This window comes from Aliiroseovarius sediminilitoris, assembly GCF_900109955.1.
GTDB classification, from domain to species: Bacteria; Pseudomonadota; Alphaproteobacteria; order Rhodobacterales; family Rhodobacteraceae; genus Aliiroseovarius; species Aliiroseovarius sediminilitoris.
Window position 1 is genome coordinate 2,716,661 of record NZ_FOJB01000001.1, and the last position, 25,128, is coordinate 2,741,788.

20 protein-coding genes and 1 riboswitch are annotated in these 25,128 nt (G+C 58.3%); of the genes, 7 read left to right on the top strand and 13 right to left on the bottom strand.

What is annotated here, in order from left to right; genetic code table 11:
• Positions 1 to 65: 65 nt before the first annotated feature.
• The 4 genes from ppdK to BMY55_RS13445 all read right to left on the bottom strand — a co-directional run bounded on the left by ppdK (position 66) and on the right by BMY55_RS13445 (position 6,420).
• Positions 66 to 2,615, bottom strand: a complete 2,550-nt coding sequence (ppdK, locus tag BMY55_RS13430) for a pyruvate, phosphate dikinase (RefSeq protein ID WP_091431356.1) — start codon at positions 2,613 to 2,615, stop codon at positions 66 to 68.
• Positions 2,616 to 2,783: 168 nt separating this feature from the next.
• Positions 2,784 to 5,009 carry a glycine--tRNA ligase subunit beta gene (glyS, locus tag BMY55_RS13435; protein ID WP_091432613.1) on the bottom strand — a complete coding sequence of 742 codons (2,226 nt, stop codon included), beginning with the start codon at positions 5,007 to 5,009 and terminating at the stop codon, positions 2,784 to 2,786.
• A 5-nt stretch (positions 5,010 to 5,014) separates the two neighbouring features.
• Positions 5,015 to 5,482, bottom strand: a complete 468-nt coding sequence (locus tag BMY55_RS13440; RefSeq protein ID WP_091431358.1) for a DUF6446 family protein — start codon at positions 5,480 to 5,482, stop codon at positions 5,015 to 5,017.
• Complete coding sequence (locus tag BMY55_RS13445; protein WP_091431360.1) at positions 5,479 to 6,420, bottom strand: glycine--tRNA ligase subunit alpha; 942 nt, start codon at positions 6,418 to 6,420, stop codon at positions 5,479 to 5,481. Before BMY55_RS13445 ends, BMY55_RS13440 begins: the two co-directional genes overlap by 4 nt.
• A gap of 252 nt (positions 6,421 to 6,672) precedes the next feature.
• Between BMY55_RS13445 and BMY55_RS13450 the strand changes: the two genes are divergently transcribed.
• The gene (locus BMY55_RS13450) at positions 6,673 to 8,517 is read left to right on the top strand and encodes a trypsin-like peptidase domain-containing protein (protein WP_091431362.1); all 1,845 of its coding nucleotides are present in this window, start codon (positions 6,673 to 6,675) and stop codon (positions 8,515 to 8,517) included.
• A gap of 54 nt (positions 8,518 to 8,571) precedes the next feature.
• On the opposite strand, the gene BMY55_RS13455 is transcribed toward BMY55_RS13450, so the two are convergent.
• The 4 genes from BMY55_RS13455 to metZ form a co-directional block, all read right to left on the bottom strand.
• On the bottom strand, positions 8,572 to 10,020 hold the full coding sequence (locus BMY55_RS13455) for a TrkH family potassium uptake protein (RefSeq protein ID WP_091432615.1): 1,449 nt from the start codon (positions 10,018 to 10,020) through the stop codon (positions 8,572 to 8,574).
• A gap of 82 nt (positions 10,021 to 10,102) precedes the next feature.
• Positions 10,103 to 10,330, bottom strand: coding sequence for a hypothetical protein (locus BMY55_RS13460; protein ID WP_091431364.1), 228 nt, complete (start codon positions 10,328 to 10,330; stop codon positions 10,103 to 10,105).
• A gap of 108 nt (positions 10,331 to 10,438) precedes the next feature.
• Complete coding sequence (gene folE2, locus BMY55_RS13465; protein WP_091431366.1) at positions 10,439 to 11,545, bottom strand: GTP cyclohydrolase FolE2; 1,107 nt, start codon at positions 11,543 to 11,545, stop codon at positions 10,439 to 10,441.
• Between the two features lie 84 nt (positions 11,546 to 11,629).
• Positions 11,630 to 12,823: an O-succinylhomoserine sulfhydrylase gene (gene metZ, locus BMY55_RS13470; RefSeq protein WP_091431368.1), complete on the bottom strand. Its 1,194-nt coding sequence runs from the start codon at positions 12,821 to 12,823 to the stop codon at positions 11,630 to 11,632.
• Between the two features lie 72 nt (positions 12,824 to 12,895).
• Positions 12,896 to 12,974: riboswitch (SAM riboswitch) on the bottom strand.
• A gap of 130 nt (positions 12,975 to 13,104) precedes the next feature.
• On the opposite strand from metZ, the gene BMY55_RS13475 reads away from it, so the two are divergent.
• Complete coding sequence (locus BMY55_RS13475; protein ID WP_091431369.1) at positions 13,105 to 13,806, top strand: glutathione S-transferase N-terminal domain-containing protein; 702 nt, start codon at positions 13,105 to 13,107, stop codon at positions 13,804 to 13,806.
• Between the two features lie 20 nt (positions 13,807 to 13,826).
• Here BMY55_RS13475 and BMY55_RS13480 read toward each other — a convergent pair whose 3' ends face one another.
• From BMY55_RS13480 to BMY55_RS13500, 5 genes are all read right to left on the bottom strand, one after another.
• Positions 13,827 to 14,435: an inner membrane-spanning protein YciB gene (locus BMY55_RS13480; RefSeq protein WP_091431371.1), complete on the bottom strand. Its 609-nt coding sequence runs from the start codon at positions 14,433 to 14,435 to the stop codon at positions 13,827 to 13,829.
• A gap of 9 nt (positions 14,436 to 14,444) precedes the next feature.
• Positions 14,445 to 15,347 (bottom strand): EamA family transporter, encoded by a 903-nt coding sequence (locus BMY55_RS13485; RefSeq protein WP_091431373.1) that lies wholly within the window; start codon positions 15,345 to 15,347, stop codon positions 14,445 to 14,447.
• 23 nt (positions 15,348 to 15,370) lie between these two features.
• On the bottom strand, positions 15,371 to 16,822 hold the full coding sequence (ftsY, locus tag BMY55_RS13490) for a signal recognition particle-docking protein FtsY (protein WP_091431374.1): 1,452 nt from the start codon (positions 16,820 to 16,822) through the stop codon (positions 15,371 to 15,373).
• A gap of 71 nt (positions 16,823 to 16,893) precedes the next feature.
• Entirely contained in the window at positions 16,894 to 17,529 is a 636-nt protein-coding gene (locus BMY55_RS13495; protein WP_091431376.1) for a lysoplasmalogenase, read from the bottom strand.
• A 128-nt stretch (positions 17,530 to 17,657) separates the two neighbouring features.
• A complete protein-coding gene (locus BMY55_RS13500; RefSeq protein WP_091431378.1) occupies positions 17,658 to 19,343 on the bottom strand; it encodes an NAD(P)H-dependent oxidoreductase subunit E in 1,686 nt (561 codons plus the stop codon).
• Positions 19,344 to 19,518: 175 nt separating this feature from the next.
• Here BMY55_RS13500 and BMY55_RS13505 point away from each other — a divergent pair, with 175 nt between their 5' ends.
• The 5 genes from BMY55_RS13505 (at position 19,519) to BMY55_RS13525 (ending at position 25,113) form a co-directional block, all read left to right on the top strand.
• A complete protein-coding gene (locus BMY55_RS13505; protein WP_091431380.1) occupies positions 19,519 to 20,559 on the top strand; it encodes an alkane 1-monooxygenase in 1,041 nt (346 codons plus the stop codon).
• A gap of 325 nt (positions 20,560 to 20,884) precedes the next feature.
• Positions 20,885 to 21,787: a 5-bromo-4-chloroindolyl phosphate hydrolysis family protein gene (locus BMY55_RS13510; RefSeq protein ID WP_091431382.1), complete on the top strand. Its 903-nt coding sequence runs from the start codon at positions 20,885 to 20,887 to the stop codon at positions 21,785 to 21,787.
• A 17-nt stretch (positions 21,788 to 21,804) separates the two neighbouring features.
• Complete coding sequence (locus BMY55_RS13515) at positions 21,805 to 22,998, top strand: toxic anion resistance protein (RefSeq protein WP_091431383.1); 1,194 nt, start codon at positions 21,805 to 21,807, stop codon at positions 22,996 to 22,998.
• Between the two features lie 21 nt (positions 22,999 to 23,019).
• On the top strand, positions 23,020 to 23,973 hold the full coding sequence (locus BMY55_RS13520; RefSeq protein WP_091431385.1) for a DUF2927 domain-containing protein: 954 nt from the start codon (positions 23,020 to 23,022) through the stop codon (positions 23,971 to 23,973).
• Positions 23,974 to 24,000: 27 nt separating this feature from the next.
• Positions 24,001 to 25,113, top strand: a complete 1,113-nt coding sequence (locus BMY55_RS13525; RefSeq protein ID WP_091431387.1) for an SPFH domain-containing protein — start codon at positions 24,001 to 24,003, stop codon at positions 25,111 to 25,113.
• The last annotated feature ends 15 nt before the right edge of the window (positions 25,114 to 25,128 follow it).

The following is a 25,128-nucleotide window of genomic DNA, read 5'->3' on the forward strand; positions in this document are numbered from 1 at the left end:
AGTGTGAGAGCGACGGTGAAAGTCGCCGATCTGAATGCCCTCTTCCAATGACTATTGTCATATTTTCAGTCTATTAGCCTATATTCCTCTGCCCAACCCTCCAGCGCAAGGTGAGCGGCGGCCAATCGGGCGATGGGCACTCGAAAGGGGGAACACGATACATAGTCAAAGCCGGCATCGCGACAGAATCGGATCGATTCTGGGTTGCCGCCATGTTCGCCACAGATCGACAAAGTCAGATCATGGTTCGCATCCCGCCCGCGTGTTGCACCCATCTGCAACAGCTCGCCGACCCCGTCAGCGTCTAGCATGTGAAACGGGTCTTCTTCATAGACACCCTGGGCCACATATTCGCCCATGAAGCGACCTGCGTCATCGCGCGACAGGCCATAGGTCATCTGGGTCAGGTCATTGGTCCCGAAAGACATGAAGGCGGCATGTTGCGCAATTTCGCCCGCGCGCAGGGCGGCACGCGGCGTTTCCACCATCACACCCAACCGATAGGTGAAATCCGATCCGGTTTCGATGCGCACTTCGGCGGCCACGGCGTCGACCCGAGCCTTTACCATCTCAACCTCGCGCTTGGCTGATACAAGCGGGATCATCACCTCGGGCACCACGGGATCGCCAAGTTTGGAGGCCGCGACCGTTGCTTCAAATATCGCGCGGGCCTGCATGTCATAGATTTCCGGCACAGTGATGCCCAGGCGCACGCCGCGCATGCCCAGCATCGGGTTGAATTCGCGCAGGCCATCCACCCGCCGTTCAACGTCGCGCAAGGGCAGGTCGAGCGCCTCGGCCAGTTCCCGCAGACCTTCGCGCCCATGCGGCAAAAACTCGTGCAGCGGCGGGTCGAACAGGCGGATGCAAACCGGCAGACCTTGCATAATCTCGAACAGCTCGGTGAAATCGTCGCGCTGCATCGGCAGCAGACGGTCAAGCGCAGTCCGGCGATCATTGGCGTGATCGGCAAAGATCATTTCGCGCATCGCCAGAAGGCGGTCATCGTCGATGAACATATGCTCGGTCCGGCACAGGCCAATGCCTTCGGCGGCAAACATGCGGGCATTGCGCGCATCAGGCGGTGTGTCAGCGTTCGCCCGCACGCCTATATCGCGAAACTCATCCGCCCAAGCCATCAGGGTCTGGAACCCCTCGCCCAGTTCGGGCGGCAACATGTTCACCGCGCCCGCATAGGCAAAGCCAAGCGCACCATCAATGCTGATCACGTCGCCTTCGACAAATTCGCGTCCATCCTTGGCGATCAGTTTACGCTGCTTCTTGTCCAGCGACAGGTCTTGCGCACCGACCACACAAGGCAGGCCCAGACCACGCGCGATCACTGCCGCATGGCTGGTAATACCGCCCCGGACCGTTAGAATGCCTTTGGCCGCGTGCATACCACGTATATCTTCCGGGCTGGTTTCGCTGCGCACGAGGACGCAGTTTTCACCTTGGGCCGCCATGGCCTGCGCTGCGCGGGCGTTGAAGACGATCTTGCCTGTTGCGGCCCCCGGACTGGCGGCAATCCCCTGGGCAAAACGGTCACGCTTGTCGCTTGGGTCAAACTGGCTGTGCAGCAATTCGCTGAGCGCACGGGGGGGAATACGCAAGACAGCCTCTTCCCGGCTGATGATCCCGTCATTGGCCAGTGATACGGCAATGCGCACGTTGGCACGTTCACTGCGCTGCACCCGCACGGCGTCGAGGATGAACAGTTCCTCATTGTCGATGGTAAACTCAATCTCCATCTCTTCGCGCAAACGCGTCCGGCACAGCTCGCCGTATTTCAGCAGATTGGCGAAGTTTTCCGGTAAAACCTCTTCGATTGAACGCCCGCGACGATCTTTTGTCAGATACATGACGTCGCGGTCTTCGGCGTCGGTCAACGCGTCCCGACCCTGGCTCTTACACAGATAGCGCCCGCGAATTTCTCTGCGGCCGGTCTGTCCGTTGACGAACTGAATGACACCTGACCCACAAGTATTTTGCCCGACACCCAAGGCCATTTTCTGCACCACAAGTCCCAGCCCTGCATCCGCCGGCGCCCCCTTGGCCTGCCGCAGTAGCCGCGCCGTCGTACCCTCCCACGCGCGCGCCATCGAGCGTAGGATTTCAGCCAATTGTTCTTTCGGATCCTGCGGGAAATAGCTCTCGGTTTCTTCCTCGTAAAGCTCTAGCGCCGCGCGCAAAGCGTCTGGGGATGGCGTCGAAAAGGTTTCGAATTCGTCAGGATCCAGACGCCCGACATGAACAGCATAGGACTGGATGAACCGCAAATAAAGCGCGTTGGCCGCGGTTTCCCCATGCGACTTTGTCAGCCTGGCATGAACCGCGTCATTCATGCCGATGTTCAGTATAGCCCCCGGGCCACCCCAATCTGGGTCTTCGGATGACGGTCGCACCGAAACCAGTGGGTCAGAGCCAAAAAGTGCAAGCATCGCGCCAAGATCAGGCATGTCGCCTGCGGATATACCGTGAACGGCGTCGAAACTCAGGGCGACGGTAAGTGGTACAGGCATATCCAGCCGGATCAGGCGTTGCAGGCATTTCGCCCGCCCGCCATGGCGTGCGTTCTCAATCGCCGCTGTCGGCGTGATCTCTGTGAAGGTCATGGCTCTCACTTTTTCTGCACCGCAGCACGGATGTCATACGCCACCATAGCGCGCGCGGCGCGTCAAACAAGTGCTACGTTATATGCAATACACGCGACAAAATGGGACCGTATCTGACCGGGTCAGCCCGGTTGCCACAAATATGCGGGGGCAACCGGAAGAAACACGTCAGCCTTCGATACGGGACAGGTCTGCGACGCCCGCACAGATCATTCGAATACGTGATAACAGGTTCAGACGGTTGCGGCGCACCACCTGATTGTCGGTATTGATTTGAACCGCTTCAAAAAACGTATCGATGGGCGCGCGCAGACTGGCCATCGCCTGCATGGCGGCGGCGAAATCCTCGGCCTCCATCGCTGGTTTGATCGCGGCTTCCGCTGTGTCCAGCGCGGCAAACAACGCCTTTTCCTCGTCCGCTTCTGCGAATTTCACATCAGCGCCATAGGAATATTCAACACCGTCCTTATCTTCCGCCTGCGCCAGAATGTTGCTGGAGCGTTTGACCCCTTGCAGCAGGTTCTCACCGTCCTCGGTGGACAGAAAGGCGGTCAGTGCCGCGGCGCGTTTGACCAGCAGCGTCAGGTCGTCATTGTTTGGCATCGCAAGGCAGGCGTCGATCACGTCGTGGCGCACGCCTTTGTCGCGGAGGTAGACTTTCAGACGATCATGGAAGAAACCGAGCAGGTCGCGCGAAGTATCGGGCAGGCTTTCTTTCACCTTCTCAAGATGCTTGGACAAATCGCCGTCGAAATGGTCCAAGACTGTGCGGATGGCTGCGCCGAACACGCCATGGTCCGCGATCTCTTTGTCCAGATCGCGCAGCAAAGCTTCGCGCACGGACCCGTTTTCATTCAATTCAATCTCGTGACGCAGCAATTGGGCATCGAAAAGCTGGTCCAGCGCGATACGCAGATCATTCTCCAACACCAACCGGATCACCCCCAGCGCCGCGCGGCGCAGTGCAAACGGGTCTTTCGAGCCGGTGGGCTTTTCATCAATCGCCCAGAAGCCCGTCAGAGTATCCAGCTTATCGGCCAACGCCACAGCCACGGAAACCGGGGCAGACGGCACATCATCTGACGGTCCAAGCGGGGAATAATGTTCCATCGCCGCATTCGCGACCTCGACCGGGTAGCCTGCGGGCGCGGCATAGTATTTGCCCATCAGGCCCTGAAGCTCTGGAAATTCATAGACCATCTCGGATGACAGATCGGCCTTGGCCCAGCGCCCGGCTTTTGCGGCCAGGTCAGGATCAGCGTCAACGGATGGAGCAATCGCGCGGGCCAACTGCGCAATTCGTTCGATCCGCTCGCCTTGCGTGCCCAGCTTGTTGTGGAAGGTGACGTTCGACAGGCTGTCCAGCCACGGCGCACCACCGGTTTCGGCCACACGCAGATCGTTCTCCCAGAAAAACTTGGCATCGGCCAGACGGGCGGACAGCACCTTCTGGTTGCCCGCCAATATGGTCGCCCCATGATCCGCTGTTTCGCGGTTAGCGACGGTCACGAATTTCTCGATCAGGCCCGATTTCGGGTTTTTCACCGAAAAGAATTTCTGATGCTCGCGCATGGATGTCTGCAAAACCTCCGGCGGCAACGGGATGAATTCATCCGCAATATCGCCCATCAACACGACGGGCCATTCGACCAGCCCCGCAACCTCGGCCAGCAGGCCCCGATCCTCGACGATCTCCAACCCTTGGGCAAACGCCGCATTCTGCGCTTCGGCCCAGATATGATCGGCGCGCTCGTCGGACGACAGGATCACCTTGGTGGCTTTCAACTTCGCCTCGTAATCCGCAAAACTGACCACGGCGAAAGGTCCGGGTGCCATGAAACGATGCCCTTCGGTCATGTCGCCCGCTTTGATCCCGTCGACATCCAAAGGCACCACACTTGCCCCCGCCTCATCCGACAGGATGCACAGGATCGAATGTAGCGGGCGCACCCAACGCAGGCTGCCCGCGCCCCAGCGCATGGCTTTGGGCCAGGGGAAGTTGCGGATTGCGGCCTCCAGCACCTCGGCGACGATATCGGCAGCGGGGCGGCCTTTCTGTTCGATCAATGCGAAGTAGACCGGGCCTTTGGGCGTGTCGCGTTCTTCAAGCTGTTCGCGGGTCAAACCTGCGCCGCGCAAGAACCCATCGATTGCCTTGTCTGGTGCGCCCACCTTGGGCCCCTTACGCTCCTCGCGCGTGTCCGGCGATTTGTCCAGCAGCCCTTCGACGGCAAGTGTCAGGCGGCGCGGCGTCGACAACGCGGCGGCACCCGCATAGGTCAACCCGGCCTCGACCAGACCATCGGTCACGAGCTTTTTCAGATCCTCCGCAGCGCGTTTTTGCATCCGCGCCGGGATTTCTTCGGAAAAGAGTTCAATCAGCAGGTCGGGCATATCGTTCACTCGCTGTATTTTTCGTTCAGCTGATGCCAGGCATAACCCCGGCCATCAGGGAAGATTGCGACCACACGGTCCACCCCGTCCTGAATGTCGCGTTCGCCCAAAAAGGCGATGGCTTCTCCGGCCTCCAAGGCGGCGCCTATCTGGCTGGCGTCAAAGCAGTCGAACCAGCCGGGTGCGGTCAGGGGCGTTGCCTGCTCATATGTCTTGAAGGTCTCGGTCAGCATCGCAAGGCTCATGGTCGTAGTGAAACACCCGCGGAACCGAAGCGGAGAACTGTCGGCGTCAATCCCCTGAAAGTTTTCGTAAAGCACGACCTCGGGTTCGCCCGTTACAACATTCGTCATACGCAGTTCGGTGTTCAATGATACGTCGTCGTAATACGCGTAGAGCTGCAACCAATAGAGTGCCGCACCTGCGATAAGTGCTGTTATCACAATAAATATTCCAATGATCTTGCCGCTCACGCCGCGTCCTCTTTCGTCCAGCCACCTGCACGGGTCTGCACAAAGGCATCCGCACAGAGTTTTGCGAGCGCACGCACTCGCCCGATATAAGCCTGACGTTCCGTGACCGAAATCACGCCACGTGCATCCATCAGGTTGAACAAATGACTGGCCTTGATGCATTGGTCATAAGCGGGATGCGCCATGACGATACGCTTGCCTGTCTTGGGATCCACATGTGCCTGATCAAGGATGGCGTTGCACTCTGCCTCGGCCTCTTCGAACTGTTTCAGCAGCACATCCGTGTTGGCCACGTCAAAATTCCAGCGGGCGTATTCTTCTTCCGTCTGCTTGAAGACGTCGCCATAGGTCAGCGGGATTGGCGCACCGGGATCGTTGAACGGCATGTCCATCACGTGATCCACGCCAAGGATGTACATCGCCAGACGCTCAAGCCCATAGGTCAGTTCGCCTGAAACAGGGTGGCAGTCATAGCCGCCAACTTGCTGGAAATACGTGAACTGACTGACTTCCATACCGTCGCACCAGACTTCCCACCCAAGACCCCAGGCCCCAAGCGTGGGACTTTCCCAGTCGTCTTCGACAAATCGGATGTCATGCAGATCCATGTCGATGCCGATGGCTTGCAGTGACCCAAGATAGAGGTCTTGCAGATTGGGCGGGCTGGGTTTGATCAGCACCTGATATTGATAGTAATGCTGCAATCGGTTCGGGTTTTCACCATAGCGCCCATCAGTCGGGCGTCGCGATGGTTGCACATAGGCCGCCGCCCACGGTTGAGAACCAAGCGAACGCAACGTGGTGGCCGGATGGAAGGTGCCCGCGCCAACTTCCATGTCGTAAGGTTGCAAGATCGCACAGCCCTGTTCGGCCCAGTAGATCTGAAGCCGCAGGATGATCTCTTGAAAGCTTTTTGGACGCGTTTCGTTATTGCCCATGGCCCTGCCCGTATGGTCGTTCCCGGAATATCAGCCCTCAATACGGCGTGCCCCCCGAAGGGTCAACGCGTGAAAGCGCCGCTTTTGAACCGGTCAGGCTACAAGCGCTGGCGTTTCGCGTAAATATTGATGAACACGCTGGACCCACCGCACGAAACTGTCATATTGCGACCCAGTTATTGACCATGCCCAGGGGGGATGCTTATCTGCCCGAAGACTTTTCAAGCCATGCCGCGAAGGCCACGAGGATCCATGACCAAACGTATTGCTGCTGCCCTTTTCACCGGAGTTGCGGCCAGCCTGATCAGCCTGCCAGCGATAGCCCAGCAAAATTCATCGTCGGCATCAGGGGTTCAGACTGAAAACCTGTTCTGGATCCAGATCGAGGCGCAACCGACCCTCGGCGAAGCTGAAGAGCGGGTGCGCAGCTATGCCGCGCGGCTTGACGGCGTGAACGGATTCCGCATTGGCGGCAACTGGTATGGCGTCATTCTTGGCCCCTATACCGAAGACGCAGCAAATATTCAGATGCGGTCCTTGAAGAACGCCGGGCTGATCCCGCGTGACAGCTTCATCACCTTTTCCAGCAAGTTGCGGCAACAGTTCTGGCCGGTCGGGGCCAATACACTGAACACTGACCCGCTTGAAGCTTCTGATGCCGCCAAGATTGCAACGGAATCAAGCCAAGCACCTGAACAGGGTGATCAGATTGCGTCCGTGGCTCAACCTGACACATCCCCGACCCTGACCGAGCCTGAACCGCCACAGGACGAGACCCGGCGCGAGGCCTTGGGCAGCGAAAGGCTTCTGGATCGCGACGGCCGAAAGGCATTGCAGGTCGCACTGCAATGGGAAGGGTATTATACTTCGGCCATCGACGGGGCGTTTGGTGCCGGCACGCGTCGGTCCATGGCGGCTTGGCAGACTGATCGTGGCTATGATCCAACGGGCGTTCTGACCACCCGCCAGCGCGAAGAACTTCTGGCAAGTTTTCAGTCTGTCATCGCGTCCTTGGGCATTCGTCCTTACGAGGACATTCAGGCCGGGATATCAGTCGCCATTCCAAGCGCGATGGTCGAGTTTGCACGCTATGAGGCACCGTTTGTGCATTTTGACACAAAGGGCGACAGCGGTGTGCGTGTGGTGCTGATCAGCCAGACCGGCGATCAGGACACGCTATATGGCCTTTACGATATCCTGCAATCGCTTGAGATCGTGCCGGTCGAAGGCCCACGCGAGCGCAAGAAGAGCTCGTTCACGATTGAGGGCACGGATGGTAAAATCACATCTTACACGCAAGCACAATTGGTGGATGGAACGGTCAAAGGCTTCACCTTGATCTGGCCAGTGGGCGACGAAAAACGTCGCAACAAGGTCTTGCAGGACATGAAGTCCAGCTTTGCCTCGCTTGGCCCACAGGCATTACCAGACAATGCGGGGCTGGATGCTGCAACCCAAAGCCTCGACCTTCTGTCCGGTCTTGAAATCCGCACGCCCGAGATGTCGCGTTCAGGTTTTTATGTCGATGCCAAGGGAACAATCCTGACCACGGCAGAAGCCGTCAGAGGGTGTGGCCGTGTCACTGTAAACGAAGACTACGTTGCCGATGTCGCGGCTCTGGACGAAACTCGCGGTCTGGCGCTTCTAACGCCACAGAATCCACTGGCCCCTCTGGCCTATGCGGCTTTCCTGACGGTTGATCCGCGCCTGAAATCCGATGTTGCGGTCGCCGGATACAGCTATGAAGGGCGGCTGAGCGCGCCCAGCCTGACCTATGGCAGCCTGTCCGAGTTGACCGGTTTGAACGGCGAAACCGAGTTGAACCGCCTGACCCTTGCGGCGCTTCCTGGGGATGCCGGCGGGCCGGTGCTGGACGCCGGTGGCGCTGTGATGGGAATGCTCCTGCCCAGCCAGTCATTCGCAAATCGCACGCTTCCCGAAGGTGTCAGCTTTGCGCTGGATGCCGCATCCGTCACGTCTTTCCTTGCTGAAAACGGGGTCACACCGGACGCCACCGATGCGGGTGCATCCTTGGATCCGGCGGATCTGAACGCACAGGCAGTCGGCATGACCGTTCTGGTCAGCTGCTGGAAATAGGCGATCGTTTCTGAACTGTCACCAAGTTTGCCCGCTGTGTTTGCGCGGGCAGACTTACCCGCGCCAGAATTTCACGGTGAACAAGACATAGACGGCCAAAAGCTCCAGCCTGCCGATCAGCATCGTGATGGCCAATATCCACTTTGCGGTATCGTTCAAACTGCCGAAGTTCCCTGCCGGTCCAATAATCTCGCCAAGGCCAGGGCCGATATTCGCGACGGCGGTAGCCGCGCCAGAAACTGATGTTGTGAAATCAAGTCCGGTCATGCCCAGCAGCACGGCAACAATCCCCAGCGTGACAACGAAAAACACAAAAAAACCCATGACCGAGGACAGCACTTCGTCATCCACGCGACGCCCGGCATAGCGCGGTGTGAACAGGCCATGAGGCGAATGGATTGATCGGATTTGCGCCTTGATCGAGGCAAAAAGCAGCTGGTAACGGAACACTTTGATCGAACAGGCGGTCGACCCAGCGCACCCGCCGATCAGACCAAGAAAGAAAAACACAACCACCGGGAACGTTCCCCAAAGCTGATAGTCAACACTGGAATAGCCGGTGCCACTTATGATCGAGGTAACGTTGAAGACACCTTCACGAAAGCCATGCTCCAGATAGTCGCCGTTCGCGATGAGCCGATACACCGTCATCATCAATGTGATGGTCAGAATGATGATAAGATAGGCTCGGATCTGAGTGTCATGCAGAATCGGCCGTGCCGTGCCGCTGAGCAGTTGGATATAGCGAACAAAAGGCAGGCTGGCCAAGATCATGAAGACCGCTGCGACATATTCCGGAACACCCTGAAAGGCGCCGAACGATTTGTCAGTTGACGAGAATCCACCGGTCGATAGCGTCGTCATTGCATGATAGATTGCTTCAAACGGCGGCAAACCGACTGCCACATACAGGACGGCACAAGCAACTGTCAGAAGCAAATATATCTGGCTGATGCGCCCGGCGATCTGGGCGGCGCGGGGCAGCACCTTACCCATCGTGTCAAAGGCCTCGGATCGGAAAATCTGCATCCCACCCACCCGTAATTCAGGCAGGAAAACCATGGCAACAATGATGATACCGATGCCACCATACCACTGCAAGAGTGCCCGCCAGAACAACAGCCCCTTCGGCATGTCATCAAGCCCCGACAACACGGTTGCCCCTGTGGTTGTCAGACCCGACATCGCCTCGAAAAACGCGTCCACCGGTCGCACGCCAAGATCGGATAGAACGAAAGGGATCGCGCCAAAGACGGGCAATGCAATCCAGACACCGGTGGTTAGCAGAAAGGTTTGCTGGATCGACAGCCCCTTGCCAACGCCGTTGGCTGTCGCCAGCGACATTGATCCACCAATCAGCGTCGTGATAACTGCGCTTTCAAGAAAGACTGCCCAGTCAGGGCTGCCGTAAAACAGATCGACGCCCATCGGAATCACCATGGTGACTCCCAGGGCGGCAACCAAAAGGCCGGTGACATATACGACAGGTCGCAGATCGAACATGGGCGCAGGGTTGGCCTCAGCCATGTTGACTGTCAAGGATCAGATCAAATCACACGCATCAAAGATGCGCAGATGTGTCTGATCAGATGTAACACAAATCGCGGAAAACATGCTGCACAATGTTTTCGCGCTTCAAGCCCATCTCGGCCAATTCGTCGTCGCTGCGAGCTTCAAGTGCTTTGATTTGGTCCATACGCGAACGGCTTTCGCTTGCAATAATGATGGCTTGGCCAATCGACGCGAAGAACGACGCGATGCGGGCACGCACCGGATGACGGTCGAATTTGATGTCTGTGCTATAAGTTGCCATTGGAAACCTCGTTTTATCACTTGTGGTTTCCTCCCTGCATCTAGTTTAGGTCAGCATGATTGACTTTACCATTGCGAAAACCGCAATGCTGCCATGACATGCGCAATCCTAGCCAACGTGAAACAGGGTCGAGAATAGTTTTGGATCAAGGCTTTCGGCTTCAAACGTCTCACCTTCGGTCAGGATCGACACCGCATCATGGCTGTGAAGGCTTTCCTGATGGCTGGCGACAACGCGGAAATCTCCGATACGTGCATCTTTCTGCAAGTGTTCGCAGAACAGGCGCGCGGCGTCCTCGACAAAGATCGGATTTGCTGCATTCATCTCGGCAAAAGCCTGTTCGTCCTCTCGTTTGACCATCACCTGCGTTTCGGTTGGCACCGCGTTGCGGCAGATATCGATCAGATCCTCGAACCACAGCGTGTGATGCGGCTGATGGATCTTCTCGATTGAAATCCGCGCGACCGACCGTTGCGAGTGTGGCGTTGCCAACTGCCCCCTCATCTGCCGCGCGTGTTCGGACAGTTCCAGCGAACAGGGACAGGTTGAGGAGTAAACATAGTCCAGATGCATGAATTTGCGTCGCTGGTCGCGATGTTCGACCAATTCCAGCGCAATGTCGTAATATTGATAACCGGAAAGGCCAGACCGCAAGCTTTCGACCCGCGCTGGGTAGGAAAAGCGCATCTCAATGCGCGCGTCCAGGCTTTCCAGATCCGTTTTGTAATCATCCAATGCGGCTTCGATCACGTCGAAGCTGAAGGTCTTTTCCGCATGGGCATAGAAACTGCGCATGATGCGCGACATGTTGATGCCCTTCTTGCCCGCCTCAAGACTGACGGTCCCTGTCACCGAGGTCTCAAGCGTCACGTCTGCGCCGTCGCGGGTGTGATAGCGGATCGGTAGTCGGAAATTCGAGATGCCCACGTGCTGAATATGCCGCTTGGCACCTTGAATAAGACTGGCAGGGCCGTTTTGCAGGTCGGGCATCGTCGCCCTGTAAGCCGCGTCAGGCGTGAAATCGGCCGGATAGTCGCGGTTGAGGTCAGGATAATTCGGCAATTCAGCACCCGGTAAAAGGCGGGCTATCGCCGGGTCCAGCTTTGCGACCTCGACCGGGTCGGCCTTTGCAGCCCAGTCGCGCAACACGTCAAGCGCATCACGCGCTGCGGCTGCGTCAGGGGCGATACCCCCTTTGCGCTTCATCTGGTTCATATCGGACCCTCCGATCCTGTCGCACCCTCATAACATAAGTGTGTGACAAGGATTCTCCAAACACGATGCTCAGGATGCGACCATTCAGGCGGCGTTTAGGGCGGCCATCAGGTCCGCGATCAAATCCTGCGCGTCTTCAAGACCGATGGACAGACGCAAAAGGCCCGGCGTGATGCCCAACAGTGCTTTCTGTTCATCTGGAAGGCGTTGATGCGTGGTGGTCGCTGGGTGGGTCACAATGGATTTCGCGTCGCCAAGGTTGTTTGAAATCAAGACAATCTCAAGCGCATTCAGAAAACGAAAAGCAGCTTCTTTTCCCCCCGCCAGTTCCAGGGCCAGAACGGTGCCCGCCCCGCCGATCATCTGACGCTCAGCCAAAGCTTTGTCCGGGTGGCTGTCCAGCAACGGATGAACAACACGGGCCAGTTTTTCATGACCTTCCAAGGCGCTTGCGATCTCAAACGCTGACGCGGCTTGCGCCTTCACGCGCAGTTCCATCGTCTCCAACCCTTTCAGCATGACCCACGCATTGAACGGGCTCATCGCGCCGCCAGTGTGCTTCAGGTAGGGTTCAAGCGTTTTGCGGATATAGTCCTGTGTGCCCAGCACGACGCCACCAAGGCACCGCCCTTGCCCGTCCACGTGTTTGGTGGTGGAATAGACAACGACATCGGCACCTTGCTCAATTGCCCGACTAAACACCGGAGTAGCAAAGACGTTGTCCACGACAACCAGCGCGCCAACCTCATGGGCGATCTGGGCAACGCCTTTGATGTCGATCACCTCAAGCGCCGGATTGGACACGCTTTCGAAGAAACAGACTGCTGTGTCGGGGCGCATAGCAGCGCGCCAAGCTTCAAGGTCGGTGCCATCGACCAGCGTCACCTCGACCCCGAACCGCGCAAGAATGTCTTCGAGAACATAGAGGCACGAACCGAACAGCGCCCGCCCGGCAACCACATGGTCCCCGGCTTTCAGAACCGACATCAACGCCCCGTTGACAGCGGCCATGCCCGAGGCGGTCGCAAACGCGTCCTCGGCGCCTTCGAGCGCCGCAATCCGATCTTCGAACATGGCGACGGTCGGGTTGCCATAGCGGGCATAGATAAACTCGTCCCGGCTGCTTTCGATAAAGCGTGCCTCGGCCTGTTCGGCACTGTCGTAAACGAAGCCTTGCGTCAGAAAGATCGCTTCACTGACTTCATTATACTGGCTGCGACGGGTGCCACCATGCACCGCCTTCGTCCGTTTCGACCAGTCCGATTTCGCCTCTGTCATCGCGCGTTCCTTTCGCACAAAAAAACCCCCACCGCATCACGAGCGCCGGGGGTGAATTTGCTGGGCATGTCGCCCGCAAGGTCCCTGACCTCTTTAGCAGAATATTTTACGTGGCCCGCAATCCGGTAAACAAATCGCCACGCGTTAGCCCTAGCGCCCCTTGTGAATTGCGTCAAGTGCACAGCCGCCACCCGCTTGCCCGTTCCTGAAGCCGCAGACCCGTTGCTGTCTTGCCAATCGACCAAAGCCTGTCATCCTGCCCGTAACGAAGGAGAGACGACATGCCCAAACCCATCGAGCTATATTACTGGCCCACTCCGAACGGATGGAAAATATCCATCGCGCTGGAGGAAATGGCGCTGCCTTACGAAGTAAACCTGGTGAATATCGGCGCGGGTGATCAGTTCAAGCCGGACTTTCTGAAAATCGCGCCCAACAACCGGATGCCCGCCATCATTGACCCCGACGGGCCGGACGGTGCGCCGATTTCGATTTTTGAAAGCGGGGCGATCCTGCAATACCTTGCCCGCAAGACTGACACGTTTTACGGCACGACCGAGCGTGAAAGGATTGCGGTGGATCAATGGCTGATGTGGCAAATGGGCGGTTTGGGGCCGATGGCCGGACAGGCGCATCACTTTCTGAAATACGCGCCGTCCATGGATCCGCCCAACGACCTGCCCTATGCCAAGGACCGCTATCGCACCGAGACCGCACGGCTTTACGGCGTGATGGACCGGCAACTTGCCGACAATCGCTTTCTGGCCGGTGACTTCTATTCGATTGCCGACATGGCCTGTTGGGGCTGGGCGTCGTTGTGGGAAGGGCAGGACCAGACGCTGGACGACAAACCCAACCTTGCCCGCTGGCTGGACGAGGTGGGCGCACGCCCAGCGGTGCAACGCGGTCGCGCCGTGGCGTCAGACCAACGTGGAAATCTGCAAACCGACAAGAAAGCGCAGGACGTTTTGTTCAAACGATAGGGCGGCACGCCAAGCGGGCGTCAGCTTTCACTGGCGTCCTCGTCTGTCCCGTAACGCTTGAACAGTCCGGCCTGCGTCATGAAAAACGCAAACATCGCCAACGGCAGGCCGAAGGTTTTGAAATTCACCCAAGCGTCGGTGGACATGCTGCGCCAGATCACTTCGTTCGCGATGGCAAGCGCCAGAAAAAACAGGGCCAACCGCTTGGTCAGGATCATCCAGCCTGCGCGCTCCAATGGTAGCGCGCGGTCCATCACGGCCTCAAGATAACTGGTGCCGCGCAGCAGGCCGAAGCCCAGAATACCCGCAAACAGCAGATAGATCATCGTCGGTTTCATTTTGAAGAAGCGTTCATCGTTGAACCAGATCGACATGCCGCCGAAGCCTATCACCAGCACAAGCGTCACGATCTGCATTTTTGACAGGTGTCCGGTAAGCTTCCACATTGCCAAGGTCGCCAGAGCAAGCACCGGGATGAACATCGCCGTTACCGCGACAAAACCCGAATATTCGGTGCCGCCGACCATGAAGCTACGATCTTTCAGAAACGTGTAGGCCACGAAGAACAAAATGATTGGTCCATATTCCAACGCTGCCCTCAGGGTCGGGTTTACCTGCTTCTCGGTCATAGTGCCTCCTTATCCGCCCATCTCGACTATCACGGCGCCTGCGGCGATCAAAGCCATCATCGCGACACGACGCGGACCGACCCGTTCTTTCAGCACAAGCCAGCCGATCAGCGCCGCAAAAACGGTCGAGGTTTCGCGCAACACGGCTGCTTCACCGACACTGTCCAGCCGGGTGGCCAGCATGATTGACCCGAAGCTGAAATAGGCAACAAACGCCCCAAGCAAACCCCGCCTCATCAAGGGGCCAAGCGACGGGCGGTTTGACATGTTCCTCCAGCGCAGACCGGCAATGACGGGCATGAAGAACCCGTCGATGAAGAAAAACCACGCAAGGAAGGTGAAGGGGTTGGCTGTGGCACGGATTCCATAGGCGTCAAACGTCGTATAGGCCGCAACGAACAAGCCAGTCACAACCGCCATGGCGAGCGCCGGCTTCAACTGTGCGCGTCCCAACGGCCAATGCCGCAAGTTATAGGCCGCCAGCGCGAATATACCCGCAACCAAGGTCGCCACCCCAAGCCACTGCACGGTGGTGAAATGTTCGCCAAACAACAGCCCGGCCCCGATCACAGTAAACAAGGGGCCAGTGCCGCGCACCACCGGATAAACGACCGTGTAGGACCCCAGCACATAAGTATAGCTTTGTGCGATCTTGTAGGTGACATGGATTACGAACGCGACGGCAAAGATCGGCCACATATGCGGTTCGGGCCATGGCACGACAAACAAGGCGAAAGGTGCCGCGATCACACCGTATGAAAAATCAATCGCACCGCGTGACAGCCACGGATCATGACGCCCCTTCTGCAACGCCCCGAAGAGCGCGTGAAGAAAAGCGGCAAGCAAGGCGAGCATCAACGCGACCTGTTGACCAGCCTCGGTGCCTTCCAGCGATAGCAGCCAGTCGCTCATTCCCGCTCACTCATTACACGTGCCTATTCGGTGATGCCGATCAGGGCACGGGCGAATTCTTCGGGATCGAAAGGAGCCAGGTCGTCGATCTGCTCGCCTACTCCGATCGCGTGTATGGGCAATGCGAACTTGTCGGCCAATGCGACCAGAACGCCGCCCTTTGCGGTGCCATCGAGCTTCGTCATCACCAACCCGGACACATCGGCAAGTTTCTGAAACGTCCCGACCTGCGACAAGGCATTCTGCCCCGTGGTCGCATCCAGTACCAGAATGGTATTGTGCGGTGCAGTGTCGTCCTTTTTCTTGATAACACGCACGATCTTGGCCAGTTCTTCCATCAGATCGGCACGGTTTTGCAATCGTCCGGCAGTGTCGATCATCAGCAGATCGGCACCGTCCGCCTCGGCCTTGGTCATGGCATCATACGCAAGTGAGGCGGGGTCCGAGCCTTCGGGCGCGGTCAGGACGGGGACACCGGCGCGGTCCCCCCAGACCTGCAATTGTTCGACCGCCGCGGCGCGGAACGTATCGCCCGCCGCGATCACGACCTTCTTCCCCGCAGCCGTGAACTGGCTTGCCAGTTTGCCGATCGTCGTGGTTTTGCCCGCACCATTCACGCCCACGATCAGCACAACCTGCGGCCGTTTGGAATAGAGCGGCATGGGCACAGCGACGGGTTCCATGATGCGGGTGACTTCGGCGGCCAGAACAGATTTTATTTCATCCACTGACAATTTCTTTCCGAAATAGCTTTCAGAGATGTTGGCCGTCACACGCATCGCCGTGTCGACGCCCATATCCGAAGTGATCATCAGATCTTCAAGGCTTTCCAACATGTCGTCATCGACGATCCGGCGCACGACGGTCTTGGCCTCTCGTCGTCCGAACATGCGACCCAAAAGGCCGGGTCTTGCGGCGGGATCTGGTGCCACCTCGGCGGCAACATCCAGCGGTGCGGGAGCGGCAGGTGCAGTTGACTCGGGTTCGGGTTCGGGTTCGGGTTCGGGTTCGGGTTCGGGTTCGGGTTCGGGTGAAGCCTCCGCGACCTCTTCCGGCGCTTCAAGGGCCTCTTCAACCATCGCTTCATTGGCCGGTTCTGCCAAGGTTTCGATCACGTCCTCAACTTCATTGAGCTGCTCATTCAGCGATCCGGCGATCCCCTCATCAGGCTCAACCCAAGGCTCCAAAGCCTCCGCAGCCGCCGCCTGTTCGGGCGTCACGTCTGCCATTTCGGCCATGAGAGTTTCATATTCCGCATCCGCCGCGGCTTGATCAAATTCAGGCTCGGGCTCAGGCGCTACATCCGACGCTTCCGACGGGGGCACAAGCGGTGCTGACCTGTCGGCCTTACCGGCATCCACTGGAGCTTCGACCAGTTCTTCTTCGCCACCATCCTCGACAATCGCCTCAAGCCCTTCTTCCAGCTTGGATGACGATTTGAACAGACGTTCCTTGAGTTTCGAGAAAAAAGCCATGTGCGCCCTCTTGATCGCTTACTCTCCACCTAAGCCACATGGGGGACGGATGGAAGGGGGCAGCGTGGCGGTCAGCCTTGTAACCCACCCCAAAGGATCAACGCCTGCCCTGCGATATAGAACGCCCAGACTGCGTATCCGGCCTTAAGCCGATGGTGATGTGTGTCGGACATCCGAAACAGATTGATTGCAAGGATTACGTCCGAGACAATAAACAATCCCGCGCCAACCACGGTCCACCCGAACGGCAATGTCAGCGCGGCCAGCCCCATGGCACCGATAATTACGACATAGATGCGGACGGGCCATTGCAAATGTCCGGTATGGCTTGCCAGCCACACCTCGGTCGACACCATCAGGGCGACAAGGGCGATTGCAACAACAGGAGCCGTCCAGAACGCATCCCACAACGGCGCACCCGAGACCCCCAGAAAATGCAGAATATAAGCCAGATGCGCCAAGGCAAACGCGGACAATCCATAAAGAAACGGCCCGTTTCCGTCACGCGACAAGCCAAGATCCCCCAACGCGGACAGAAACAGCCCTGCCACAAGGTATGGCCCCATATCTGCAAGATAGGCCGCCAGCGCGAAAGCCAACAGCGGTATGGTCTTGATGGCCGACCGCGGCCAAGACGGCGCGGACGAGGTCAGGGGGAAATATGCCAGGGAAAAACACAGGCCCAGCAGGATCGGCAGGTTGCTCATGTCGTCATCCTTGAACGAAGGCCGTTAAGATCGGGTGTTTGCAGAAGACTTACCATGTGCATACGGATGCGCGGCACGGTCACACGGATCAAGTGTGACGTGGGAAGAACACTGCCGCCGAAGGCGCGTCAAATTTCGTCGGGAAAGTGCTTCATGGTCAGCAAAATGGGATTCGGTGCCGCCTGCCCCAACCCGCAGATCGAGGCATCCTGCATCACAGTACAAAGCTCGGTCAGCAAATCCTGATCCCAGCGGTCGGCCTGCATCAGCTTCACCGCTTTTTCGCAGCCCGACCGGCACGGCGTGCATTGACCGCAGCTTTCATCTTCGAAGAACCGCAGCATGTTCAGCGCAGCATCGCGCGCGCTGTCCTGATCCGACAGGACCACAACCGCCGCCGAGCCGATAAACGTATCATGTGGTTGGAGTGTGTCGAAATCCAGCGGGATATCGTCCATCGATGCGGGCAACAGGCCCGAAGACGGACCGCCCGGTTGATAGGCTTTGAAACGATGCCCGCCGGCCATACCGCCGCAGGCGTCAATGACATCACGGATCGTCGATCCAGCGGGTAGCAAATATACACCCGGATTGGCGACACGACCCGAAACAGAATAGCTGCGCAGACCTGAACGCCCGTTCTTTTCCTCTGCGGTCAGAATGTCCCCACCCTCGCGCAGAATGCGGGCCACCCAATGCAGGGTTTCCACGTTATGTACCAGTGTTGGGCGGTCGAATATCCCCACCTGCGCCACGAATGGCGGGCGATGACGCGGCAGGCCGCGCTTGCCTTCGATCGATTCGATCATCGCGCTTTCTTCGCCGCAGATGTATGCGCCAGCACCCCGGCGCAGGTCGATATAGCCCGGCGCAACCAGCCCTGCGGTTTCCAGCGCAGCGATCTCGCGGCGCAGAACTTCCAACACCGCCGGGTATTCGTCACGCATGTAGATGAAGCAGGTTTCAGCCTCGACCGCCCAAGCGGCGATCAACATGCCTTCCAGCATCAGATGCGGAGTGCGTTCCAGATAGTAACGGTCCTTGAACGTGCCCGGCTCGCCTTCGTCGCCATTCACCGCCAGATAGCGGGGGCCGGCATTGGCGCGCACAAAGCCCCACTTCTTGCCCGACGGAAACCCGGCCCCGCCAAGCCCGCGCAGGCCAGCGTCCAGAACATCTTCCTGAACCGCTTCCCAATCGCCATGGGCGCGCAGGTCTTCCAGCTTGGCATAACCTCCAGCGGCGCGATAAGCCGCGAGGTCTTCATAGGCAGGCAGTTTGGCGTGTGTGTCTCCGGCGGCGATGGCGGCGTGAACCTTTTCGGGCGTGGCGTGGTCGATGTGGTTATGGCCCAGCTCCAACACCGGTGCTGTATCGCAGCGCCCCATGCAGGGTGCCCGCACCACGCGCACCTGATCTGCGTCCAATCCGTCTTCCAGCGCCCTTTGCAACGCTTCGGCACCTGCCAACTCGCAGGACAGGCTGTCACAGACACGAATGGTCAGTGCTGGCGGAGGCGTTTCACCCTCACGCACCACATCGAAATGGGCATAGAAGCTTGCGACCTCGTAAGCCTCGGCTTGGCCGATCTTCAATTCGTGGGCAAGCGCGCGCAGGTGGGCGGCAGACAGGTGGCCTTGGACATCCTGTATCACGTGCAGAAATTCGATCAGAAGATCGCGGCGCCGCGGGCGGTCGCCCAACAGTGCCTGAACCTCCTCCAGCGCCACAGGATCAATCTGGCGGCCTTTGGGCCTGCGGGGCCCTTTGCCTTTGCCCGATTTCCAGATGCCTTTTTTACCGTCCAGCGCCATTGCGATCCCCAATCATGTCCTGGCCCCACAATAAACAGCGCGCCCAAACCGACGCCATTCAAAAGCGACATAGATGTGGCGGATTGCGTATCCTGGCCGTTTCCACGATATTTCGCGCAAGTCCTCACCTGAGGCCGCAAGCGGAGAACCCATGGCAGGTTTTTTAACACATCCAATGAGAGTTTTCGCGGTTGCCAGCCTTACGCCCGTCGTGCTGATCGCGCTGGCAGCACTTTTCGGGGGCTGGTTTGCCGTTGCGGCCCTGACCTATATGACATTGCTGGCCTATGCGCTGGACGCGATCATCGCGCGTATCTCGCCCGCACTGGACGAAGATGAAACAGCCGATGACGCCGATCTTCTGTCGGCCCTGCTTGCGCTTTGCCATTTTGGTTTGTTGGGTCTTGTTGTCTATTCACTTGGTGGTGGGATGCAGCACAGCCTTGTGGCGACCGCCTGCACGTTTCTGGCCACTGGGCTGTTTTTCGGGCAGGTTTCCAACGCGAATGCGCACGAGTTGATCCATCGCAGCAACTGGAAACTGCGCACGCTTGGCAAATGGGTCTATATCACGCTTCTGTTCGGCCACCACAGTTCAGCCCATCCCAAAGTGCACCACCGATGGGTGGCAACGCCCGACGACCCCAACACCGCCGAAGAAGGCGAGAGTTTCTATGACTTTGCGCCGCGCGCCTGGGTTGGATCATTCGTCGCGGGATATGAGATGGAAAAGCAAGACCTTGCACGCAGCCACCGGCGGGAAATGAACCCCTATTACATCTATGTCGCGGGGGCTATCCTGACGATGGGCATCGCCTTGTGGATAGGTGGAATTGGCGGTTTTCTGGCCTATCTTCTGCTGAGTCTTCACGCTCAGATGCAGTTACTGTTGTCAGACTACGTCCAGCATTACGGGCTGTTGCGCGACAAGCGCGCAGACGGCGATTATGTGCCCGTGGACGTGGGTCACAGCTGGAACGCACCGCACTGGTTTTCGTCCCACATGATGTTGAATGCACCGCGCCATTCAGACCACCACGCCCATCCGATGCGGCCTTATCCTGCGTTGACCCTGCCCGATGCGAAACAAGCACCAATGTTGCCCTATTCCCTGCCGATGATGGCGACGATCGCCTTGATCCCGCCGTTGTGGGATCGGGTGATGGGACGCGCCTTGCGCAAGTGGCGCGCTCAATCCGCCCCGTTAGAGGGCTGACCGCAAGCGGTTACATGTCCGGGGAACGATTGGCGCGTTTCCCCGTTGTCATGTTAGCGCACCCATATAAAGTGAGCATCGTCGCACACCAAGGGAACAGGGACCGCTTGATCGAACACCAACCTTCGGCAGCCCAACCAGACCCTTCGGCGGCCTGACGGCATTCCGTCAACAAACCCATAGCGATAGAGAGCATACGACCCTATATTGGCTTTGAAACGGTGACCAGGAAAGGGACCCGATTGTCTGAAACCGGACTACAAAAGACCGCTTTTTTCGTGCTTGTCGCGTTGATCCTCTATGTCTCCATCACAGGGGGCGCGTGATGTCACAGCGTTTTGGCGGAGAGTTCAGCCCGAAATCATCAGATCGGAACTCTGACACACGACCTGATGTCGGACCTGCCGAACGGTCGCCTTATCATGGCAAAACCCGCTCGCGCGCAGGCGGACGGGTCAACCTGTTGTTTCTTGCCCCCATACCGCTGGCTTTTCTGGCGTTCTTCCGCGATCCCGGCGACCTGATCTTGCGATTGTTGGCGTTCGGAGCCTTGATCGCCGCCGCCTGGCTGACGCGCGAAGGCATCCTGGCCCAGGAAGAATATGACGCTCGCAAGATCGCGCGTCGCCCGGCCATTCCGCGCAAGCTGTTCGGCTCGGCGATGACTGGGATCGGCTTGTTTCTGGCAGGCTCGGTGGATGGCATGCCGATCATCGCGGCGGCGCTTGGACTTCTGGGCGTCGGTCTGCACATGTTTTCGTTCGGGTTGGATCCACTGCGCGACAAAGGCATGGAAGATGTGGATGAGTTTCAGACCGACCGTGTTGCCCGAGCCGTCAACGAGGCCGAGAAACATCTGCGCGTCATGAAAGATACCATCGACCGCACCAAGGATCGTCGGCTTGAGGGGCGCGTAGACCGGTTCATCACAACCGCCCGTGATATGTTTCGCACGGTCGAAGACGACCCCCGCGACCTGACCGCTGCACGTAAATACCTGGGTGTATACTTGTTGGGTGCACGTGACGCGACAGCCAAGTTTGTTGACATCTACATGCGCGACCCCGGTGGCACGGCGCGCGCGGATTATGAAACCCTGCTGGACGATCTGGAAGCCAATTTCGCCGCCCGCACCCGACAATTCCTGAATGACAACCGCACCGACCTTGATGTCGAAATCGAGGTTCTGCGCGAAAGACTGGCGCGCGAAGGCGTGCGAACCGAGTAACTTGTGAGGATTTTCAAATGACCGATACAACCCGCCAGAAGGCCGAAGCAGCCTTGAAGGACATTGAAGACGTGACGGCGGTCGTGCTGCCCGAACCCTCAAGCGCGCTTGTGCCGTTGGAAAAGGCCAACAAGAAAGTCAGCGCCGAGATTGAAAAGCGCATGGCCGAGATCGACATGGAAAACACTCAGTCGATTATCGAGTTTGGGTCGGCTGCTCAGGCCGAGTTGCAGGTCATCAGTCAGGACATGCTGGCCGGCGTGCGCAACAAGGATGTGGGGCCAGCCGGCGACAGCCTGCGCAACATCGTCACTACGATCCGCGGCTTTTCGATCAGCGAGATGGACATGCGTCGCGAACGCAGTTGGTGGGAGAAACTGCTGGGCCGCATGGCACCCGCCGCGAAATTCATGGCGCGCTATGAAGATGTTCAGGGACAGATCGACAAGATCACCGACAATCTTCTGGGTCACGAACATACACTTTTGAAAGATATCAAATCACTCGACAAGCTCTATGAAAAGACGCTGGAGTTTTATGACGAGCTGGCGCTCTATATTTCGGCGGGCGAGGCCAAGCTGGCCGAACTTGATGATACCATCATCCCCGCCAAAGAAGCCGAAGTGGCAGGTGCGCCAGAAGATCAGGGCGTGATCAAAGCGCAGGAATTGCGCGACCTGCGCGCCGCGCGGGATGATCTGGAACGTCGAGTGCATGATCTGAAACTGACCCGTCAGGTGACGATGCAGTCGCTGCCCTCGATCCGTTTGGTGCAGGAAAACGACAAGTCTCTGGTGACGAAGATTAACTCGACCTTGGTGAACACCGTGCCGCTGTGGGAAACCCAGTTGGCGCAGGCAGTGACCATCCAACGGTCCGCCGAAGCTGCGAAGGCCGTGAAATCCGCCACCGACCTGACCAATGAACTACTGACCGCAAATGCCGAGAACCTGCAAGAGGCCAACCGCATGGTGCGCAAGGAAATGGAGCGCGGCGTCTTTGACATTGAAGCCGTGAAATCCGCCAATGCGACACTGATCGCCACAATCGAAGAAAGTCTGGCGATTGCAGATGAGGGCAAGGCGAAACGCGCCGCCGCCGAGGAAGAGTTGATAAAAATGGAAGCCGAGTTGAAAGAAACGCTTGCCGCAGCCACGTCGCGTGGCACGGCATCTGCGCATAACATGGCCAGCTCGGTGCCAGGCGGATAAACGGACTGCGAAAGGGACGGAATGCGGCGAAACGCTTTGACGAAGGCAACCGGAGCGTTGGCAGTGATGCTGGCGCTGTCGGGATGTCAGATGGCCGGTCCCAGCGGGGCGGGCCTGCCCACATCGCCCACACCGAAACCAAGGGCAATCTCGATCCCCGTGGTGCCCAGTGCGGAAAGCAAGGCATTGGCCGCCTATTACACCAGCGTTCAACGCAGCTTGTTGACGCAGGGCCTGTTGCGCACCGACGGGGGCGGCGCTGATGTGCCGTTCAGCGCGGCCATGCTTGCGCGTAATTTCGAGCGTATCGCGTTCTTTCAGGAATATTCGTCAGCCGGCGGACGCCTGATCGCACGTGAAAATGCATCGCGCCTGACGCGGTGGGAAAAACCGGTGCGGGTGTCTCTACAGTTTGGATTGTCCACACCGGACGAGCAAAAGGCACAAGATCGGGCCACTCTGTCCAGATACGTGCGCAGACTGGCCCGGATCACCGGCCACCCGATCAGCATGACCAATGGAGATGGAAATTTTCACGTCTATATTCTGAACGAGGATGAGCGCAAAGCCTTCGGGCCGGAACTGCGCCGGGTTGTTCCCGGGATCAGTGCGCTTAGCCAACGTGCGGTGATCGACATGCCGCGTGATACCTATTGTCTCGTTTTTGGGCGTGACCCGGCCAATAATGGCCAGTTCGAGCAAGCGGTAGCCGTGATCCGCAGCGAACACCCGGATCTGATGCGAACCTCCTGCATCCATGAAGAAGTTGCTCAAGGGTTGGGTCTATCCAATGACAGCCCGATGGCCCGCCCGTCGATCTTCAATGATGACGAGGAATTCGGTCTTCTGACCACGCATGACGAAAACCTGCTTCGTATGCTTTATGATGATCGGTTGCGACCGAACATGACGGCGGACGAGGCTCGCCCAATCATCAAACAAATTGCCGCCGAATTGACCGGCGGCGCAGTATGACCGACACCCCAGGGAGGGAGCGTAACAATGGGAATTCTTGATTTTCTGACCGGCGAATTTATCGACGTTATTCATTGGGTGGATGACACCCGCGACACCATGGTCTGGCGGTTCGAACGTGAAGACCACGAGATCAAATATGGTGCGAAACTGACGGTGCGCGAAGGGCAAGCCGCCGTATTTGTCCATGAAGGCCAGTTGGCCGACGTGTTCACACCGGGACTTTACATGTTGGAAACCAACAACATGCCGATCCTGACCACGATCAACAACTGGGACCACGGGTTCAAATCGCCCTTCAAGTCCGAGGTCTATTTCGTCAACACGACCAGATTCAACGACCTGAAATGGGGCACGAAGAACCCGATCATGTTGCGTGACCCAGAATTCGGGCCGACGCGCATCCGTGCCTTCGGCACCTACAGTGTTCGCGTCTCGGACCCGGCGAAGTTTCTGGTTGAAATCGTGGGCACAGACGGCGAATTCACGATGGACGAGATCAGCTTTCAGATCCGCAACATCATCGTGCAAGCCTTCAGCCGCGTGATTGCGGGTTCGGGCATCCCAGTGCTGGACATGGCCGCAAACACGGCTGATCTGGGTAAACTTATCGCCGCCGAAATTTCGGGGATCATCGCCGAATATGGCCTGATCATCCCAGAATTCTACATCGAAAACATCTCTCTTCCCCCAGCGGTCGAGGCCGCCTTGGACAAGCGCACCTCGATGGGTGTGGCTGGCGATCTGGGCGCGTTCACACAGTATTCCGCCGCCGAAGCCATGACTGCCGCCGCGCAGAACCCCAGCGGCGGCGGCATGGGCGCGGGGCTAGGTGTGGGAATGGGTATGGCGATGGCTGGACAGATGGCACAGGCCGGTCCTTGGGGGGCTGCTCCCGCGGCAACCGCCCCTCAAGCGCCTCCACCGCCACCGGTCGAGCGTGTCTGGCATGTTGCGGAAAATGGCGAAACCAAGGGGCCATTTTCCAAGGCTGCATTGGGCCGCATGTCTGCTTCCGGTGGTCTGACACGCGACACCCATGTCTGGACCCCCGGTCAGGATGGTTGGAAACGGGCTGAAGACGTTTCAGAGCTGGCCCAGTTGTTCACCGTTCTGCCACCCCCCGCTCCGGGCGCTTGATCGCTTTGGGCGACC

What these genes read in the sequence shown, in the direction of transcription:
- BMY55_RS13515 (WP_091431383.1), top strand. Translation starts at nt 21,805, where the DNA reads ATGACCGATACAACCCGCCAGAAGGCCGAAGCAGCCTTGAAGGACATT.
- BMY55_RS13475 (WP_091431369.1), top strand. Translation starts at nt 13,105, where the DNA reads ATGCCCAAACCCATCGAGCTATATTACTGGCCCACTCCGAACGGATGG.
- BMY55_RS13460 (WP_091431364.1), bottom strand. Translation starts at nt 10,330, where the DNA reads ATGGCAACTTATAGCACAGACATCAAATTCGACCGTCATCCGGTGCGT.
- ppdK (WP_091431356.1), bottom strand. Translation starts at nt 2,615, where the DNA reads ATGACCTTCACAGAGATCACGCCGACAGCGGCGATTGAGAACGCACGC.
- BMY55_RS13455 (WP_091432615.1), bottom strand. Translation starts at nt 10,020, where the DNA reads ATGTTCGATCTGCGACCTGTCGTATATGTCACCGGCCTTTTGGTTGCC.
- BMY55_RS13485 (WP_091431373.1), bottom strand. Translation starts at nt 15,347, where the DNA reads ATGAGCGACTGGCTGCTATCGCTGGAAGGCACCGAGGCTGGTCAACAG.
- glyS (WP_091432613.1), bottom strand. Translation starts at nt 5,009, where the DNA reads ATGCCCGACCTGCTGATTGAACTCTTTTCCGAAGAAATCCCGGCGCGG.
- BMY55_RS13445 (WP_091431360.1), bottom strand. Translation starts at nt 6,420, where the DNA reads ATGGGCAATAACGAAACGCGTCCAAAAAGCTTTCAAGAGATCATCCTG.
- BMY55_RS13500 (WP_091431378.1), bottom strand. Translation starts at nt 19,343, where the DNA reads ATGGCGCTGGACGGTAAAAAAGGCATCTGGAAATCGGGCAAAGGCAAA.
- BMY55_RS13510 (WP_091431382.1), top strand. Translation starts at nt 20,885, where the DNA reads ATGTCACAGCGTTTTGGCGGAGAGTTCAGCCCGAAATCATCAGATCGG.
- folE2 (WP_091431366.1), bottom strand. Translation starts at nt 11,545, where the DNA reads ATGAACCAGATGAAGCGCAAAGGGGGTATCGCCCCTGACGCAGCCGCA.
- BMY55_RS13495 (WP_091431376.1), bottom strand. Translation starts at nt 17,529, where the DNA reads ATGAGCAACCTGCCGATCCTGCTGGGCCTGTGTTTTTCCCTGGCATAT.
- BMY55_RS13525 (WP_091431387.1), top strand. Translation starts at nt 24,001, where the DNA reads ATGGGAATTCTTGATTTTCTGACCGGCGAATTTATCGACGTTATTCAT.
- BMY55_RS13450 (WP_091431362.1), top strand. Translation starts at nt 6,673, where the DNA reads ATGACCAAACGTATTGCTGCTGCCCTTTTCACCGGAGTTGCGGCCAGC.
- ftsY (WP_091431374.1), bottom strand. Translation starts at nt 16,822, where the DNA reads ATGGCTTTTTTCTCGAAACTCAAGGAACGTCTGTTCAAATCGTCATCC.
- BMY55_RS13520 (WP_091431385.1), top strand. Translation starts at nt 23,020, where the DNA reads ATGCGGCGAAACGCTTTGACGAAGGCAACCGGAGCGTTGGCAGTGATG.
- metZ (WP_091431368.1), bottom strand. Translation starts at nt 12,823, where the DNA reads ATGACAGAGGCGAAATCGGACTGGTCGAAACGGACGAAGGCGGTGCAT.
- BMY55_RS13480 (WP_091431371.1), bottom strand. Translation starts at nt 14,435, where the DNA reads ATGACCGAGAAGCAGGTAAACCCGACCCTGAGGGCAGCGTTGGAATAT.
- BMY55_RS13505 (WP_091431380.1), top strand. Translation starts at nt 19,519, where the DNA reads ATGAGAGTTTTCGCGGTTGCCAGCCTTACGCCCGTCGTGCTGATCGCG.